Source organism: Chryseobacterium sp. FR054 (assembly GCF_056844565.1).
Genome location: NZ_JBXDSA010000004.1, coordinates 386110 through 401197, shown reverse-complemented (window position 1 = coordinate 401197; position 15088 = coordinate 386110). Strand labels below are relative to the sequence as shown.

Here is a 15088-nt window from a genome sequence, read left to right as displayed (position 1 = left end):
TGCTAGACAGTCGTCAATCGTAGTGTATTGGTTTTACCGCCTTCGTAAGATGGAGTAGCGTTGATGTTGATGACAAAATCTCCGCTTTCAATATACCCGTAATTGTGTGTTAGCATATTCACCTGGATAATGGTTTCATCCGTAGATTTTTTCATGTCGTAATAATAGGCATGAACTCCCCAGAGAAGGTTCAGCATCGTGATGACCCTTTTATTCCCGCTGTAAACAATGATATGGGAATTCGGTCTGTGAGCGGCAAGCTGGAATGCTGTATATCCTGAATGCGTAAGCGTAACGATTGCAGAAACGTTGGTTGTTTTGGCAATTCTTACCGCGGCAAGACATACCCTGTTGGTGATGAATCTCTCATCGATGCAGTTGTAATCTTTTTCGATCGGCTCATTTTTATGCTGGTAAAAATGGGTCATTTCGATGTTTTTTACAATTTTTGCCATGTTTTCCACTACCTGTACCGGGTATCTTCCCACAGAAGTTTCTCCGGAAAGCATTACCGCATCAGCACCATCCAGTACGGAGTTGGCTACGTCGTTTACTTCCGCTCTTGTCGGGGTAAGGCTGTTGATCATGGTTTCCATCATCTGGGTAGCGATAATTACCGGCTTTGAATAGAATCTTGCCTTTTCTACCAGGTTTTTCTGGATAGCAGGAACTTCTTCCATCGGGACTTCCACACCCAGGTCACCACGGGCAACCATCAGTCCGTCACATTCCAATAAGATTTCATCGATATTTTTAACCCCTTCAGGCTTTTCAATTTTCGCGATGATCGGTGTTTTGAATTTACCGTTCGGGTGAGCATCAATCAGTTTTTTCAGGTCAATGATGTCCTGTGCATGGCGTACAAATGAAAGCGCGATCCAGTCAACCTCCATATCAAGCATGAAATTGGCATCCTGGATGTCCTTTTCCGTAAGCGCAGGAAGCGATACATTGGTATTAGGAAGGTTTACTCCTTTTTTAGAGCTCAGAGGTCCCCCCTGGATTGTTTTGGCCTTTACAGTATCCTTTTCATTGGTTTCTGTTACTTCCAGTACCAGTTTACCATCATCAATAAGGATTCTTTCTCCCACTTTTACGTCCTGAGGAAACTGCTGGTAGGTCATATACACTTTGGTAGAATCTCCTTCCATCTTTTCATTGGTGAAAGTAAGAATATCTCCCGGGTTAAGGTAAGAGCCTTCCTTTACTACACCCACTCTCAGTTTAGGTCCCTGAAGATCTCCCAGGATTCCTACGGAGTAGCCGTATTCCTTATTTAGCTCTCTGATGATTTCAATATTGTTTCGAACCAGGTCGTAATCTGCATGTGAGAAATTTATTCTGAAAATATCAACACCTGCTTTCATGAGTCCTAACATCACCTCCTTCGAAGACGAAGCCGGTCCTAGTGTTGCGATAATTTTTGTCTTCTTTAAATACTTATTCATAATACTGGATAATTTGATAAAGTTCCTCATCAGAACTTAGTGTATAATCTTGTATCGGAAACACAAGATTTTCAGGGAGCAAAATTACGGAAAAATCAGGGAATTGTTCCGAACTATGCAGAATATATTCTACATCTGCCTGATTATTTAATAAAAATTTAATGTTTTCTTCTCCTGAGAAGAGTTCGGTCTGTAGTTTTTTTTGCTTACTTTCCGAACACCGGTTGGAAATAAAGGTAAAACAGGTTCTGGTAGACTTGTGGTAGGCTTCGAATCTCGGAAAAAAATAATCGTAATAATCCCCGTGAAAGACAAGGTCCTTCTTTCTGGAAAAATTGAGGCCGTTATTCTGATTTATTTTGTAGAAAAACTCATGAGCGGGTATATCTTTTGCTAATCTTACCAATCCTATGGCAATATCTTCAAATTCTATATCATCCAGATCATAAAGTTTTTGAATTTCCAAGTATGTTTTCTTTTTTGTTTAAAATATAAAATGCCCTCTGTGCTGCCTTTTCCTCTGCCTTTTTCTTGGAAGTTTCCGCTGCGTTAGCTATTTTTTCGTTTCCCAGCCATACATGGCACCTGAAGACGACCGCTTTATTGGCCTGGATTTCTTCGCAGGTTTCATACTTTATATTTACTTTTTTCTTCTGGCTCCATTCAAGCAGAAGACCTTTGTAGCTTACAATTTTATTTTCAAGCTTGTTGATTTCGGTAGGCGTCAGAAGTTTTTCAAGAATGATCCTTTTGCAGGTATCATACTGAAAATCCAGATAAACGGCACCGATAAGCGCCTCAAATAAATTTCCGGAAATATTTTCACCCAAAGCCGCGGAACCCTGCTTCTGCAGAAGGTCGGTAAGCTTCAGATCTTCTCCCAGTTTATTAAGGTTTTTCCTGTTCACAATTTTAGATTTCATCTGCGTCAGATATCCCTCATTGGCCTGAGGATAGGTCTGGAACAGATGGCAGGAAATAATGGTACCCAAAACAGAATCTCCCAAAAATTCAAGCCTTTCGTAATTGCTGTCTTGATTTTTAGAAGAACTTTTCAAAGAAAAAGCTTCACGGTAGAGGGCGACATTCTGAACCTCGGTACCCAACATTCTGTTCAGTTCGGTGCTGAGGAAATAATCTCTCTCCGTTAATTTTCTTTTTCTTTTTTTGAGAAGGAATTTAGAAAAGTATTTCTGTAACTCCATTCAGTAAATTTAGATTTTCTTAAATAGAACGCAAGCGTTATGCCCGCCAAATCCAAAAGTATTGCTCATGGCTACTTTTACATCTTTTTTCACAGCTTCGTTGAACGTAAAGTTTAGTCTGCTGTCAATATTTTCATCATCAGTAAAATGGTTGATGGTAGGGGGAACAATACCATGAATAATAGTTCCCAGTGCAGCGATAGCTTCAATTACTCCGGCGGCACCCAGAAGGTGACCGGTCATTGATTTTGTAGAATTGATCTGAATGTCGTAAGCGTGTTCACCCAATAGTCTTGAAATCGCGTTGGATTCTGCAATATCTCCTAATGGAGTAGAGGTACCATGCATATTGATATGGTCTACTTCATCAGCAGTTAAGCCTGCATCTTCCAGACAGTTTTTCATAACCAGGTAAGCACCCAGACCTTCAGGATGCGGAGCCGTCATGTGATGTGCATCTGCACTCATACCGCCTCCCTGTAATTCTGCATAAATTGTGGCACCACGTTTTACCGCGTGCTCATATTCTTCAAGGATGATACATCCCGCACCTTCACCCAGTACAAATCCGTCTCTGTCTTTGTCAAAAGGTCTTGAAGCTGTTTTAGGATCATCATTTCTTGTAGAAAGTGCCATCATTGCATTGAATCCACCGACACCACTTGCTGTAACGGCTGCTTCAGAGCCTCCGCACACAATTACATCTGCTTTTCCAAGCTGGATAAGCATTTTGGAATCAATTAAAGCGTTTGCTGAAGAGGCACATGCAGATACCGTTGTATAATTCGGCCCGTGAAATCCGTATTCAATAGAGATATGACCCGGCGTAATATCCGCGATCATCTTAGGAATAAAGAACGGGTTGAATCTCGGAATTTCAGTGTTGGCCCAACCTAAAACTTCAGTCTCAAAGGTTTCTAAACCTCCGATTCCTGAACCCCAGATTACACCGACTCTGTTTTTATCCACATTGTCTTCAATAATTCGGGAATGTGCCACTGCTTCTTTGGCAGCTACCATACCCAGTTGGGTATTACGGTCCATTTTTTTAGCTTCTTTCTTATCGAAATGCTGTAACGGATCGAACCCTTTTACTTCGCAGGCGAATTTGGTCTTAAAGTTTGTGGCATCAAAAAGAGTAATCGGAGCGGCACCGCTCTCACCTTTCACAAGATTTTCCCAGTATTCTTTTGCATTATTTCCAATCGGTGTTATTGCGCCAAAACCGGTTACAACTACTCTTTTTAATTCCATAAACTTTTTAAATTTTCTTTTTTGTTGAAGAATATTATTTATTTACTACTTCCTCGATATAAGCGATAGCGTGTCCTACAGTAGTAATTTTTTCAGCCTGATCATCAGGGATTTGAATGTTGAATTCTTTTTCAAACTCCATGATAAGTTCAACTGTATCTAATGAATCAGCCCCTAAATCGTTAGTGAAGCTAGCTTCAGGAGTTACTTCTGTTTCTTCAACGTCAAGCTTATCAGCGATGATAGCTTTTACTCTTGATGCAATGTCTGACATAGTAAATTATTTTTTTAATTGTTAGATGGTGCAAATATATAAAATTCTTTACGATAAAACATTTTTTTAGTCTTTTTTGTGGACAACGATTCCTGATTTTGGATAATAAAAGTTTAGTCTTTTCGTTTTCAGGAGTTTATATTTTATATATAGTATATGGTATGTGAATTTGATTTTTTCTGAATCTGATCTGTTTTTCCTGATCAGTATCTGCTGAAAATAACCGTTTTTTCTTCTTACTTCACTGTTCCGAAACAGACATGAATGATAAAACTGAGCTTTTTAACAAAGCTGAATTGAGCTGTGGAACAAAATGACAGCCTCATAATTATCAGAACTTTGTCCTGTACAATGAAAATAAATAAAAATATGAAACGTATAGACAAAGCCTACATTAACGGCGAATTTACCGGACTGAACGGTACGGAAATCTTTGATCTTGTGAATCCTTCAGATCATCAGAAAATTGGAGAAGTGGTACTGGGAGATGAAAAGGATACTCAAAAAGCGATCGCCGCTGCAAAAGAAGCTTTTAAAACATTTTCAGGCACAACTGTGCAAGAACGTGTTCTTATTCTGGAAAGTTTAAAGAAATCTGTGGAAAGCCGGGAAGAAGATCTTATTGAAACCATGATCCTGGAATATGGAGGAACAAGACAGTTCTGCACCATGAGTTTTCAGAATATGGCGGGGTCCTTCGATCACATGATAGAGACATTGCGTCATTTTGAATTTACCAGAAAAGCAGGGAATACGCAGGTACTGATGACTCCGGTTGGAGTTGTCGGGATCATTACTCCCTGGAACTCAAGCAACAGCTTTATCTGTAATAAGTTTGCGACTGCCGTTGCAGCAGGCTGTACAGTTGTGGTCAAGCCCAGTGAGATGAGTGCATTGCAGACGCAGATTATTATGGAATGTTTTCACAGTGCAGGCCTGCCAAAAGGGATTTTCAATGTGGTGAACGGATTGGGCAGCGTGGTAGGGAGTGAGATCGTTAACAGTCATGATGTGGCAAAAATATCCTTTACAGGCTCTACCCGGACAGGAAAGATGATTGTAAAAGGAGCGGCAGACACGATGAAGAGAGTTACCCTTGAGCTTGGAGGAAAGTCACCCAATATTATTCTGGATGATTCGGATCTGGAGAAGGTTATTCCCGAGGCTGTTTTTGGAGCTTATATGAACAGTGGTCAGGCCTGTATTGCCCCTACCCGTTTACTCGTTCCCCGTTCAAAAATTGAACAGGTAAATACAATTGCAAAACAAGCCGCGATGCAGGTTGTTGTAGGAGATCCTGCCAATGAGAATACCAATGTAGGACCTATGGTTTCTGAAAAGCAATACGAACGGGTACAGTCTTATATTAAACTTGGAATAGAAGAAGGGGCAGAGATATTAGCGGGAGGAATGGGAAAACCTGACGGTCTTGAAAACGGAAATTTTGTAAAGGCAACCATTTTCACGAATGTCCGTAATGATATGAGCATTGCCAGGGAGGAGATCTTTGGTCCTGTACTGTCGATTATTCCGTATGAGAATGAAGCGGAAGCTATTAGTATTGCCAATGATACAGCTTACGGACTGGCTGCTTATATTTCTTCCGCAGATGAAGGGCGCGCATTGAATATCGCGTCACAAATTGAAGCCGGAAGGGTTTGTATCAATGGTTTTAAACATGATCCTCTGGCTCCTTTCGGCGGATTTAAACAGTCGGGAATCGGAAGAGAATTCGGAGCTTACGGTTTGGAAGAATATCTGGAGCCGAAATCAATTCTAGTATAAAAAAAATAATTAAAAGCACTATATTTAACAGTTCAGGTCTGGAAGCTTTTGGGCTTGATTATTAAATATGAACAGTATAAAAAATGTCTGAAGATTTAAATTACATTAATTATTCCTGTTATTTTACCGTTTTCCGCGAAGGAGAGCAGTTTGTTTCCTACAATGCTTTATCTATGGTGATTTCAGGAGAGATGGAGCTTAATGACGGAGAGCAGAGGAGAATATTCAGGAGCGGAGATGTGTATCTTGTCAGGAAAAATCAGCTGTTAAAGTTTTTAAAAAAACCGGGTGAGGTAGCAGAATTTAAATCCCTGTCCATCAGGTTTGATGACGGAATGCTGAAGCAGATGAGCGCAGAGGAACGTTTTGTGGTTCCTGAAAAAGTTAAAACTCCGGTTTTTATGGATCTGTCACAGGTTACACACCTGAAATATTTTATGGAATCCCTGTTGAAGTATCAGGATCTTTTGGAAAATAAATCTCCGGAACTGGCTTTGTTAAAACAGAAAGAAGCTTTGCTGCTGTTATTTGGATATGATCAGTCATTAAAGAATATTCTCTATGATATTTCGGAACCCTATAAAATCAATCTTGAAGAGTTTATGCTGAAGAATTACCATTTTAATGTAAAACTCGACCGTTTTGCCTATCTTACGGGAAGAAGCCTGGCGGCCTTTAAAAGGGATTTTGAAAAGATTTTCGGAACGGCCCCTGGAAAATGGCTTCTTCAGAGAAGGCTTCAGGAGGCACATTACCTTCTGGAGAAAGGGAAAAAGGTTTCAGATATTTACCTTGATCTCGGATTTGAAGACCTCTCTCACTTTTCATTTGCATTTAAAAAGCAGTTTGGGTTGCCACCAAGCAAATTGTTGTTGTGATATCCATTCCAATCTTATGAAATAATGAACAGGGGCGGTTCATTATTTGAGCCGACCCCGTTTTATTGCGCCGGTCTTTTATTACTGCCTGGTGCAGCCTCTTTCATATACAGAGATATTTTTCCTGTAATTTCCGGTTAGTATTAGTAAGCACCTTATTTCTTTCCGTATTTGTTCAGGAGAATGGCTGCTGATGATCCTGTATTCCGTGGTTTATAGTTTTTAGTAAGGACCGGATATGTAAATTAAAACCCATCGGAATTTTGAAAATCTGCAATTTACAGACTCATTATTCGTTGTTATTCATTATTTATGAGTACCTTTGCAGTGATTCTCATTTATTTGAGTTTTCATGGTTATTAGTTTTTATCCTCGAAGCAATTCGGGGATTTTTTTGTATAGCCTATGTATATTGACTTTTCTGTGAGGAAGAATGGGAGAATTGTTATGGAAATGGTTTATATGAAAAACAAAAAAAGAGAAAATGTAGTTTTTACAAATTCTCTTTTAGTTTAAAAAGTGGAGTTGGAGGGATTCGAACCCTCGTCCAAACAAGCAATACATAAGCTTTCTACATGCTTATTCTACTATTGGTTTTCGACTGAATGCAGAGAGCAGACACCCAACATTCAGCTTATCTTCTGAGATTTTCGAGCTTTAGCCAAAGCATCTAAAGCCTTATTTCCGCATTCCTATATCCCAGGATCAAACGCCGCAGAACAGAGCATTTGTGGAATATCTTGCTTCCCTACTGAAATCTTCGGGAAAACGCCTGATCTACTATACTTCGATATTAAGCTGCAAGAGCGAACTCTTCGTTGCCAGTTAAAATTTTGTAGCAAGGGATTATAGAGATCGCGCTACGGTTCTCTGCATGCTTACTTACCCATTGGTCTTGCTGTCGAAACCAGTCAACCCCATGAATAAAGTGAATGCAAATATAGAATATTTTGTTCAAATACCGTTAATATCAGCCATTGCTTTTTTTTATAAGTGTAATCTGTTGAGCAGGCTTCAGAATAAAACTGCCGGCAAAAATGGGTTGCCGGAGGTTTTTATAAATGTTAATCTCTGTTTTTTAATAATATCCATCCTGACGTTTCGACAGGCTTTTTATTGATTTTGTCTTCCCAGAACAGCCGGTACCAGTAACTTCCCGTAGGAAGTGGAGCATTAAGGTATTTAGCGTCCCATATCGGATTTTTAGGCGTGATCTTGAAGATGGTCTTTCCGTATCGGTCAAATATACCTCCCTCAAAATTTCCAAACCTGCTGATAATGCTGAAATCAATAACATCATTGATCCCGTCATAATTGGGAGTGATAACATTAGACATGAAAAACGTATAATAGGTGGTATTCGTCTCACATAGAGCCCCTCTGTTTCTTACTTTAATAGGATATTGGGTGTTTTTGAGTACGTTGGTAAATATATTGGACGACTGCCATGCTACTCCGCCGTCTATGGAGTATTCTGCCGGAAGATTTCCGCTGTTTTTTATATTGATTGTTAATGTGTTGTCCTTATAGATGATCTCAAGGATTTCAGGGGTGACAATGTATTTTACTGTGGCGGTAAACACTTTTGAGCAGGCTCCGTTGCTTATGGTAACCGAATAAGTTCCTTCAAGTTCAGCGTTAACCGTCTGAGTCGTTGCTCCCGTATTCCATAAATAAGTGTAGTTAGGCCCTGCCCCGGCATCCAGAATAGCTTTGTCTCCTTTGCATATTTCAATATCCCGTAAGGCAGAAACAATTTCAGGAACCACTTTAATGGTTATAGTAGCCGGTGTCTGGGCAGCGCATCCGTTAGCTCCGGTTCCGGTTACAGTATAAGTTGTCGTTGTGGTGGGGGCAACTACCTGAGTGTTTCCATTACCTGTAAGGCTGGTCCATGAATAGGTGGTGGCTCCTGTTGCAGTAAGAGTTACAGATTCTCCGATGCAGATGCTAAGTTTAGGTGCTGAAACAGCTACTGTTGGAGGAGTGGTGTTTTTGATGACGGTTACCGAGGCCTGGCCGGTGCATCCGGAAGGGGTTGCGCTGGTAATGGTAAGAGTGTAAGTTCCTCCGTTATTAACGGTTGGTGTTAAAGTATTCGCTCCTGAAACAATAGACCCTCCATTGGTTGCTGTCCAGAGGAAAGTTGCTCCGGGCTGATACACGGAAGCTGTTGCGTTAAGGGTAATCTGTGAAGTAATACAGGTGATCTGTGCGGGAGGAGTAATATTTACAGTGATGGCATTATCCATTGTGACAGACACCGATTTTTGATATTGGCAACCGGAAGGTGTTGTGACTGTAACAGTGTAAGTTCCGGGAGTGGTGATCGTATTGGTAGCCCCGCTTACACCATTTGACCATGCATAAGTATTTCCTGTCCCCTGAGAAGAGGCAGTCAGTATAGTTGATGATCCCTGGCAGAAAGTAAGATTTCCTGCAACCTGTACATTGGGATTGTTGTCTGCTGAAATGGTAACAGAGGCCGGTGTACTTGAGCATAGTCCGTTTGAACCTGTTAAAGTATAGGTTCCGGGAGTGGTAATGGTGATGGATTGGCTGGTCTCTCCTGTGGACCACATGTTTCCTGTTGCATTGCTTGACGTTAAAATAACACTTCCTCCATAACAGATTGCGGTGGAAGATGCGCTGATCGTTGGTGAAGGAAACTGTGTAACGGAAAGCTGAAGTTCAGCTATTTTAAAACAGCTTGATGACTTTACACGGATATAAATCGTAGCATTTCCCGAATTATAAGCTGTGGGATCCGCGATCGTATTTGCGTTTCCTGCAATGGCATCTGCCTGGCTGATATAATAATCATAGCTTACATTGGCAGTCGGGCTGATGTTAGGTTGTGATGAGGTAAGATTAAAAACAGCCGTCGCCGTATTTGAACACGCACTTAAACTTGAATTCTGAACAACAGGAACAACACCCTGGGTTACCGTTACAGATTTTGTATACTGGCAGTTGGCGGGAGTCTTCACTGTAACGGTATAAGTTCCCGGTGCCGAAACCGAAATCGTATTTCCCGTTGCTCCCGTAGACCATGTATAAGTGTTTCCTGTTCCCGTGGAAGAAGCTGTAAGCTGGGTACTGGTTGATTCGCAGAGGACAGTATTTCCTGTGATATTTACCGCAGGATCGGTATCCTGAGTAATGGTGGCAGACACCGGAGCACTTGTGCAGCTTCCGTTCGTGGTTGTTAAAGTATAAGTTCCCGGAGTGGTTACAGTAATAGATGGAGTAGTGGCTCCTGTGGACCATGTATTTCCCGTAGGGTAGTTTGACGTTAAAGTGATGTTTCCTCCCGGACATAAAATAGAGGCAGAAGACGTTATTGCAGCAGTAATACTCCTGTTTTTAAAAACAATGGCATTGGTTTGCTTACACGCGTTGATTGTTCCGCCCGTACTGTTCGGGTCCTGATAATTAATATTATAATAATAAGTATTTGTAGTATTTACGGTAACTGGAGCCGTAATAGGATTTGTTCCGGTTGCGGCGTTATTGGCATTGTTAAAATAGGTAACGGTGAAATTGGGATTTCCGTTCAGTATTCCAGGGGATAAAGAATTGAAATTAAAGAGAGCCGTAGCACTGCAGATGGGGATTTCCCGTGGAGAATTGGCGTTTGGACCCGGTGTTCCCGGTGGTATAAACGGATTGGGAGCTAAGGAAGAATTATTAAAAGGTGAAACAAATGTAGCTGTTCCTCCCCAGGTTAAATTAAATGTATAAACAGTGGTCGACCAATTATCTATATATAAATAATAGGTCTGCCCGGCGAGTACATCCATATATTTGCAATACCTTGGCTGGCCGAAGCCTCCGGGTACGGAAGTCTGTGTGCTGCTCATATTCAGTCCTGTGGCTCCGTTTTCCCCGGAGGCATTACAGCGGATAGGGGTTCCTCTGTTGGAGCAGGTTACATTCGGACCATAAACTGCCCAGTCGTAATCGACAGGTCCTGTTGGCGTAATGTCAAAGGTAAGGGTGCCGCTGGTTGCAATGGTAAATTTATACCAGACTGAATGATTTTCATATGAAAGACATCCTCCTAAATTTTCATTAATGTTTCCTATTCCTGAAGGGGTATAGTTGATATTTGAATTTCCACATACTGTAACAGCAGAAATGCAGTCTTCCTGTGCAGTAAGAGACAGGTAAAAGAATGCTGACAGAATAAAAAGTAATTTTTTTAACATATCTGGAAATGTTTTTATTTAAATGTTTTTACTGATACGGAATTACTGCTGGTTATAAATTAACAGGAGATTTTAAACTGGAGGAGCGAAAACAGCACGGGCTTTGAACAGGTGTAATTATTTTTCATGGCGTATTTGTTTTTAAAATTTTAATGGTTTCAAATTTAGTTAAAATATGATTATCTTAACATTTTGTTGATTTGTTTTAATTAATTTTTTTTATTTCGCATAAATATTGATTGTTTTTCATTTATTTTTATTTTAGGTTATTATTTTTATAATGTCTTTTATTGAGATTAAAAAGGCATGCCTTTTTTTAATGAATATAATTTTGTTATTAAATGAAAATGTGTTACTTTTGCAATCCAAAATGAGATGTAAAATATGTTAATAATTCCAGTAAAAGATGGTGAATCCATCGACAGAGCTTTAAAAAAATATAAAAGAAAATTTGATAAAACAGGTACAGTTCGTCAATTAAGAGCTAGACAACAGTTTATTAAGCCTTCTGTAACTTTAAGACAAGCTAGACTTAAAGCTGCTCACAAGCAGAGAAATCTTAGCAAAGAAGAGCAGGCTTAAGAATTTTCTTAACTCGCATACAGAATTCACTTCTTAAATACGTATATTTGAGAGGTGAATTTTTGTTTTTATACCCACAGTAAATGTTAAATAAATTTTTAGAATATTTACAGTTCGAAAAGAGGTACTCTCCTCATACCATTACAAGCTACCGGAAAGACCTTGAAGATTTTTCCCGTTTCTTTCTCAGAACAGAATCTTCCGAAGATATTTGCCGGGCAGATAAAAAAGTGATCCGGAATTTTATTGTAGAACTGAGCGAAAATAATATTTCAAAAAGAAGTATCAACAGGAAATTATCCTCTCTGAGAAGTTTTTATCTTTTTCTTTTAAAAATAGGAGAGATTAAAATTTCTCCCGTTGAAGGCATCTCTTCCCTGAAGTTTTATGCTGAAAAACAGATCCCTGTGTCGCAGGACGAAATGAAGGATCTCAAAGAACGGGTGTTTACAGAAGTGCACGATATTCTCGAAAGATGTATTATGGAAGTATTATATCAGACCGGAATCAGAAAAGCAGAACTTTGTGGCCTGATGTTTGAGGATGTTAATATAAGCGGAAACGAACTGAAGGTAATAGGAAAAGGAAATAAAGAAAGATTTATCCCTGTTTCTGAAGACCTTTCGGATCTGCTTAAAAGTTATCTGGAAATAAGGAAACCTGCGGACGAACATCAATCCTGTTTTTTTGTCAACAAAAAGGGCAAAAAACTCAATGAAAAATTTGTTTATGTGGTAGTTAATAAGTACCTTAGTCTTGTAACAACAAAAGAAAAAAGAAGTCCTCATATCCTTCGTCACAGCTTTGCTACACACGTTCTGGATAATGGGGCGGAGATCTCCAAAGTAAAAAAGATATTAGGGCATTCAAGTCTTGCCAGTACTCAAGTCTATACGAATGCTAATATTGAACAATTGAAAAAAGTGTTTAATCAGGCTCATCCTCGAGCGTCTAAAAAAGAAGAATTATGAAGATCACAGTACAATCAATTGGTTTAACTCCACACGAACCACTGGAATCACACATTGACAAAAAAGTAAGTAAATTAGATACCTTCTATGATAAAATTCATGAGTGTAAGGTTTTTTTGAAAGTCGAAAATAACTCAGATAAAGCCAATAAAACAGCAGAGATTATTTTGGCGGTTCCCGGAGACGATATTGTAGTAAAAAAGACATCTGCCAGTTTTGAAGAAAGTCTGGACCTTTGCGTTGATACTGCTAAAAAGCTACTAATCAAGAAAAAAGAAATGGCGTAGTAAAAAAGTTTAAAAAAAGTTATAGAAAAATTTGAGAATTCAAAAAATCCGTTCTATATTTGCACTCGCAAAAAGGGAACAGCGATCTTTTGAATTCTTTTTTATATTTGCCTCCATAGCTCAGTTGGCCAGAGCACGTGATTTGTAATCTCGGGGTCGTGGGTTCGAATCCCTCTGGAGGCTCCATTTTAATATAAACATGAGGGGAGATTCCAGAGTGGCTAAATGGGACTGACTGTAACTCAGTTGCTTCGGCTTCGTAGGTTCGAATCCTGCTCTCCCCACATTTTATATTAGAAAAAAAACTTGCAGAATTAAATAAAATTACTTAGTTTTGCACAGCGTTTACCAATAATTTTGGAAACAAAATTGCGGAAGTAGCTCAGTTGGTAGAGCGTCAGCCTTCCAAGCTGAATGTCGCGGGTTCGACCCCCGTCTTCCGCTCAGAAAATATCACTCAAAAAGGGTGATTTTTTTTTCACTACTGAAATGCGTAGAGTAGAGTTTCTCCACAGCGTTCAGACCTGAATATTAAAATGCCTCCATAGCTCAGTTGGCCAGAGCACGTGATTTGTAATCTCGGGGTCGTGGGTTCGAATCCCTCTGGAGGCTCCATTTTAATATAAACATGAGGGGAGATTCCAGAGTGGCTAAATGGGACTGACTGTAACTCAGTTGCTTCGGCTTCGTAGGTTCGAATCCTGCTCTCCCCACATTTTATATTAGAAAAAAAACTTGCAGAATTAATTAAAATTACTTAGTTTTGCACAGCGTTTACCAATAATTTTGGAAACAAAATTGCGGAAGTAGCTCAGTTGGTAGAGCGTCAGCCTTCCAAGCTGAATGTCGCGGGTTCGACCCCCGTCTTCCGCTCAAAGAAAATCATGCTGCTCAGTATGATTTTTTTAGTTCAGTGCCGACTTAGCTCAGCGGTAGAGTGCTTCCTTGGTAAGGAAGAGGTCACGGGTTCAAGTCCCGTAGTTGGCTCACCATCATCCCGGATACTTCCGGGATTTTTTTTGCCCAAAAACCAGATATGAAGTATCAGGGATCAGGCGCAAAAGTTGTGGGATTAGTCTCAAAAGTTGTGGACTAAGCAAAAAGTTTGGTTAATCTGAAGAGGAAAACTGTGGACCAGATTCAAAAGTTTTATACTTTTCCCGGATATTGTAAAAACCTTATAGGTTTAATAATGCGAATGTTGATAAACCTATAAGGTTTAGGGGCAAAGGATAGAATCAGCTTCGCGTTTATCTTTTTAATTACAAAATAATTTCAAACATGATTCATTGAGTTTTATCAACAGAAAATATAATAATCAAGCATATAAGAAATTCCTGAATAAAATTTAAACAGACTCTAAACTTGGCAAAGTAATACAATAGACCTTTGTATTTCAAAAATAAGCGAAGCTGCTTTGTTGAACTTAAAAACGGTTTACTTTTCATCTTTGTTTAGCTTAACGGTTAATAAAAAAATAGTTAAATTCGTGTAAAATAAATATTGATGAATATCCTTTTACTGGAAGACGATCTTATCCTTTCCGCAGAGCTCTGCAGATTTTTGGAATCCAATCATTTTACCTGTGATAAAATATACGACGGTGAAACTTTTCTCCGCCAGATCAAGAACAATACCTACGATCTGTATCTGCTCGATATCAATGTCCCTAAAATAAACGGACTTGATGTCTGTCAGACAATCCGTTCCTTTGATAAGAATACCCCCATCATCATTATTTCGGCTTACGGAGATATTTCCGATAAAAAAGACGCCTTTACCCGTCTGGCGGATGATTATCTCGTAAAGCCCTTCCAGTTTGAAGAACTTTTGCTGAGAATGAACTCGTTATTGAGAAGAAAAGCACCGTCAGACAGCACGGATCAGGATATTATCAGGGTGGACGATCTGATCATTAATAAAACCGAACAGAAGGTCTACCGTGCAGGAAACGAGATTGCCCTTACCCTGAAAGAATTTCAGCTGCTCGTTTATCTGGCCGAAGCACAGGGAAGAACCGTTTCCAAACAGCAGATCACGGAACACGTATGGGAGCATAACTTCAATACCAATACCAATACCGTGGAAGTGTATATCAATTTTTTAAGAAAAAAGATAGATAAGGATTTTAAAATTAAACTTATTCATACCCGGTCAGGATTCGGATATTATTTAAGCCCGTTATAATAAGGA

At 39.5% G+C, this 15088-nt stretch carries 12 protein-coding genes, 7 tRNA genes and 1 other RNA gene; 13 read left to right on the top strand and 7 right to left on the bottom strand.

What is annotated here, in order from left to right; genetic code table 11:
* Positions 1 to 2: 2 nt before the first annotated feature.
* From pyk to AC106S_RS18100, 5 genes are read right to left on the bottom strand one after another with little or no spacing between them, the layout of a single operon-like run.
* Positions 3 to 1448 (bottom strand): pyruvate kinase, encoded by a 1446-nt coding sequence (gene pyk, locus AC106S_RS18120; RefSeq protein WP_482441082.1) that lies wholly within the window; start codon positions 1446 to 1448, stop codon positions 3 to 5.
* Positions 1441 to 1914, bottom strand: coding sequence for an IPExxxVDY family protein (locus tag AC106S_RS18115; RefSeq protein WP_482441081.1), 474 nt, complete (start codon positions 1912 to 1914; stop codon positions 1441 to 1443). The genes pyk and AC106S_RS18115 overlap by 8 nt, the downstream gene beginning before the upstream one ends.
* A complete protein-coding gene (rnc, locus tag AC106S_RS18110) occupies positions 1892 to 2653 on the bottom strand; it encodes a ribonuclease III (protein ID WP_482441080.1) in 762 nt (253 codons plus the stop codon). Before rnc ends, AC106S_RS18115 begins: the two co-directional genes overlap by 23 nt.
* Before the next feature lie 9 nt (positions 2654 to 2662).
* Positions 2663 to 3907: a beta-ketoacyl-ACP synthase II gene (fabF, locus tag AC106S_RS18105; protein ID WP_482441079.1), complete on the bottom strand. Its 1245-nt coding sequence runs from the start codon at positions 3905 to 3907 to the stop codon at positions 2663 to 2665.
* Between the two features lie 34 nt (positions 3908 to 3941).
* Positions 3942 to 4181, bottom strand: coding sequence for an acyl carrier protein (locus tag AC106S_RS18100; RefSeq protein WP_002976354.1), 240 nt, complete (start codon positions 4179 to 4181; stop codon positions 3942 to 3944).
* A 369-nt stretch (positions 4182 to 4550) separates the two neighbouring features.
* On the opposite strand from AC106S_RS18100, the gene AC106S_RS18095 reads away from it, so the two are divergent.
* Both AC106S_RS18095 and AC106S_RS18090 read left to right on the top strand, forming a co-directional pair.
* Positions 4551 to 5966, top strand: a complete 1416-nt coding sequence (locus tag AC106S_RS18095) for an aldehyde dehydrogenase family protein (RefSeq protein ID WP_482441078.1) — start codon at positions 4551 to 4553, stop codon at positions 5964 to 5966.
* An 83-nt stretch (positions 5967 to 6049) separates the two neighbouring features.
* Entirely contained in the window at positions 6050 to 6844 is a 795-nt protein-coding gene (locus AC106S_RS18090; RefSeq protein ID WP_482441077.1) for a helix-turn-helix domain-containing protein, read from the top strand.
* Between the two features lie 517 nt (positions 6845 to 7361).
* Here AC106S_RS18090 and ssrA read toward each other — a convergent pair.
* Both ssrA and AC106S_RS18080 read right to left on the bottom strand, forming a co-directional pair.
* Positions 7362 to 7763, bottom strand: a transfer-messenger RNA (tmRNA) gene (ssrA, locus tag AC106S_RS18085).
* A 145-nt stretch (positions 7764 to 7908) separates the two neighbouring features.
* Complete coding sequence (locus tag AC106S_RS18080; protein WP_482441076.1) at positions 7909 to 11055, bottom strand: T9SS type B sorting domain-containing protein; 3147 nt, start codon at positions 11053 to 11055, stop codon at positions 7909 to 7911.
* A 384-nt stretch (positions 11056 to 11439) separates the two neighbouring features.
* Between AC106S_RS18080 and rpsU the strand changes: the two genes are divergently transcribed.
* From rpsU to AC106S_RS18025, 11 genes are all read left to right on the top strand, one after another.
* Positions 11440 to 11637 (top strand): 30S ribosomal protein S21, encoded by a 198-nt coding sequence (gene rpsU / locus AC106S_RS18075; protein WP_062697349.1) that lies wholly within the window; start codon positions 11440 to 11442, stop codon positions 11635 to 11637.
* An 83-nt stretch (positions 11638 to 11720) separates the two neighbouring features.
* Positions 11721 to 12608: a tyrosine-type recombinase/integrase gene (locus tag AC106S_RS18070; protein WP_482441075.1), complete on the top strand. Its 888-nt coding sequence runs from the start codon at positions 11721 to 11723 to the stop codon at positions 12606 to 12608.
* Positions 12605 to 12895: an HPF/RaiA family ribosome-associated protein gene (locus tag AC106S_RS18065; RefSeq protein WP_062697352.1), complete on the top strand. Its 291-nt coding sequence runs from the start codon at positions 12605 to 12607 to the stop codon at positions 12893 to 12895. The genes AC106S_RS18070 and AC106S_RS18065 overlap by 4 nt, the downstream gene beginning before the upstream one ends.
* Positions 12896 to 13004: 109 nt before the next feature.
* Positions 13005 to 13081, top strand: a tRNA-Thr gene (locus AC106S_RS18060).
* Between the two features lie 17 nt (positions 13082 to 13098).
* Positions 13099 to 13179, top strand: a tRNA-Tyr gene (locus tag AC106S_RS18055).
* Between the two features lie 87 nt (positions 13180 to 13266).
* Positions 13267 to 13339, top strand: a tRNA-Gly gene (locus AC106S_RS18050).
* A 94-nt stretch (positions 13340 to 13433) separates the two neighbouring features.
* Positions 13434 to 13510: transfer RNA gene (locus AC106S_RS18045), tRNA-Thr, on the top strand.
* A gap of 17 nt (positions 13511 to 13527) precedes the next feature.
* Positions 13528 to 13608, top strand: a tRNA-Tyr gene (locus AC106S_RS18040).
* Between the two features lie 87 nt (positions 13609 to 13695).
* Positions 13696 to 13768, top strand: a tRNA-Gly gene (locus AC106S_RS18035).
* Positions 13769 to 13810: 42 nt separating this feature from the next.
* Positions 13811 to 13882 (top strand) — tRNA-Thr (locus AC106S_RS18030).
* A 519-nt stretch (positions 13883 to 14401) separates the two neighbouring features.
* Positions 14402 to 15082 carry a response regulator transcription factor gene (locus AC106S_RS18025; RefSeq protein ID WP_482441074.1) on the top strand — a complete coding sequence of 227 codons (681 nt, stop codon included), beginning with the start codon at positions 14402 to 14404 and terminating at the stop codon, positions 15080 to 15082.
* Positions 15083 to 15088 lie beyond the last annotated feature (6 nt).

What these genes read in the sequence shown, in the direction of transcription:
- rnc (WP_482441080.1), bottom strand. Translation starts at nt 2,653, where the DNA reads ATGGAGTTACAGAAATACTTTTCTAAATTCCTTCTCAAAAAAAGAAAA.
- AC106S_RS18070 (WP_482441075.1), top strand. Translation starts at nt 11,721, where the DNA reads ATGTTAAATAAATTTTTAGAATATTTACAGTTCGAAAAGAGGTACTCT.
- AC106S_RS18065 (WP_062697352.1), top strand. Translation starts at nt 12,605, where the DNA reads ATGAAGATCACAGTACAATCAATTGGTTTAACTCCACACGAACCACTG.
- fabF (WP_482441079.1), bottom strand. Translation starts at nt 3,907, where the DNA reads ATGGAATTAAAAAGAGTAGTTGTAACCGGTTTTGGCGCAATAACACCG.
- AC106S_RS18025 (WP_482441074.1), top strand. Translation starts at nt 14,402, where the DNA reads ATGAATATCCTTTTACTGGAAGACGATCTTATCCTTTCCGCAGAGCTC.
- rpsU (WP_062697349.1), top strand. Translation starts at nt 11,440, where the DNA reads ATGTTAATAATTCCAGTAAAAGATGGTGAATCCATCGACAGAGCTTTA.
- AC106S_RS18090 (WP_482441077.1), top strand. Translation starts at nt 6,050, where the DNA reads ATGTCTGAAGATTTAAATTACATTAATTATTCCTGTTATTTTACCGTT.
- AC106S_RS18100 (WP_002976354.1), bottom strand. Translation starts at nt 4,181, where the DNA reads ATGTCAGACATTGCATCAAGAGTAAAAGCTATCATCGCTGATAAGCTT.
- pyk (WP_482441082.1), bottom strand. Translation starts at nt 1,448, where the DNA reads ATGAATAAGTATTTAAAGAAGACAAAAATTATCGCAACACTAGGACCG.
- AC106S_RS18095 (WP_482441078.1), top strand. Translation starts at nt 4,551, where the DNA reads ATGAAACGTATAGACAAAGCCTACATTAACGGCGAATTTACCGGACTG.
- AC106S_RS18080 (WP_482441076.1), bottom strand. Translation starts at nt 11,055, where the DNA reads ATGTTAAAAAAATTACTTTTTATTCTGTCAGCATTCTTTTACCTGTCT.